The sequence below is a fragment of the Streptomyces sp. NPDC059003 genome (genome assembly GCF_042740445.1).
GTDB lineage: Bacteria > Actinomycetota > Actinomycetes > Streptomycetales > Streptomycetaceae > Streptomyces.
In genome coordinates this window covers 1-1557 of record NZ_JBHYJH010000433.1, presented here as the reverse complement: position 1 = coordinate 1557, position 1557 = coordinate 1, and the positions used below count along the sequence as shown (strand labels likewise).

At 72.0% G+C, this 1557-nt stretch carries 2 protein-coding genes; one reads left to right on the top strand and one right to left on the bottom strand.

Annotation, left to right across the window (positions count from 1 at the left end; all coding sequences use genetic code 11):
* Window positions 1-139: 139 nt before the first annotated feature.
* Complete coding sequence (locus tag ACFWZ5_RS46395; RefSeq protein WP_384806941.1) at window positions 140-610, bottom strand: RrF2 family transcriptional regulator; 471 nt, start codon at window positions 608-610, stop codon at window positions 140-142.
* A 120-nt stretch (window positions 611-730) separates the two neighbouring features.
* On the opposite strand from ACFWZ5_RS46395, the gene ACFWZ5_RS46390 reads away from it, so the two are divergent.
* Window positions 731-1483: an SDR family oxidoreductase gene (locus ACFWZ5_RS46390; RefSeq protein ID WP_384806943.1), complete on the top strand. Its 753-nt coding sequence runs from the start codon at window positions 731-733 to the stop codon at window positions 1481-1483.
* The last annotated feature ends 74 nt before the right edge of the window (window positions 1484-1557 follow it).

Here is a 1557-nt window from a genome sequence, read left to right as displayed (position 1 = left end):
GAAGGCCGGAAAGAAGGGGGTCCAGGGGGCGGAGCCCCCTGGTTTCGGGAAGGGGTGGGCTTGGGGAGCCCCCGGCAGGGCCCCGGCCTCAGCCCACATCCGCCGCGCTTTCAACTTCCGGGCCGGAGCCCGGGGCACTTCAAGACGACGCCAGGAGGCGACGCGTCCGCTCCGGGGCCGTCGGGGGGATCTCCGACAGGAGGTCGGCCAGGGACACCCCGGCCAGGCTGCCGCGCCACGCGGCATGCGCGTCGGCCATCTTCACCGCGATGGGACACGTGGCCCGACAGTCCTCGGCGGGCAACGCACCCTTCCCCTGCTGCCGAATCTCCCGGCACTCGTACGGAGCGGCCCCGCCGTCCACCGCCTCGACGATCTCGAGGAAGGTGATCTCCGCCGCCGGACGGGCAAGCCGGAACCCGCCCCGGGGACCGGTGGTCGCGGCCAGGACGCCCGCCTTGACCAGGGGCTGGAGCTGCTTCGCGAGATAGGCCTGCGGCAGGTCGTAGTACCGCGCCAGCTGCGCGGCGGACGCGGTGGCACCCGGCTCCAGCTGAGCCAGCGACGTGGCGCAGTGCAGCACCCACTCCGTACTCACAGGCAGTTTCATGGCGCCGAGTCTATCTCGGACATCAAGTATCCCGGATATTGCAGATCTATTTAGTCCGAGATACTGTTTCCTCGTCGCAGGCCGAGGCAGGTCGGCACACACGGACAAGGGGAGATCGTCATGCGTATCGCCGTCGCCGGAGCCACCGGGAACATCGGGGCCCGCACCGCCACCGCCTTGGAGCAGGCAGGCCACGAGGTCGTCCGCATCAGCCGCTCGCTCGGCGTGGACCTGATGACCGGCGAGGGGCTCGACGCCGCCCTGGCCGGGGTCGACGCGGTCGTCGACACCACCAACTGCACGGCCACCGACCCGAAGGAGACCGTGGCGTACTTCGGCACCGTCACGGGGAACCTGCTCGCCGCCGAGGCGCGCGCCGGGGTCCGCCACCACGTCCTCCTGTCGATCGCCGGCATCGCCGACGTCGACGGCAACGCGCACTACGCGGGCAAGCGCGAGCAGGAGCGGCTCGTGGCTGAGGGCCCGGTGCCGTGGTCCATCGTGCCGTTCACGCAGTTCCACGACTTCGCCGAGATGGTGGCGGGCTGGACCGAGCAGGACGGCGTCGCCACCATCGCGCCGCTGCTCGTGCAGCCGGTCGCGCCCGGTGACGTGGGGGACATCCTCGCCGAGATCGCGGCGGGTGAGCCGCAGGGGCGGTACGTCGATGTGGCGGGGCCCGAGACGCAGGATCTGGTGGACATGGCGCGGCGTACGCACCAGGCTCTGGGCCGCGAGGTCAAGCTCGTCCCGACCTGGTCGGGCCCGTTCGGTCTCTCGATGGCGGGCAACGCGCTCCTGCCCGGCGAGGGCGCCCGGATCGCCCCGACGACGTTCGAGGCGTGGCTGGCGGAGCGGGGCGGGCAGGCGTAGGCGTAGGCGTTGCCTCGCGGGGGCGCCCCAGTCCCACCCCTTCCCGAAACCAGGGGCTCCGCCCCTAGGACCCC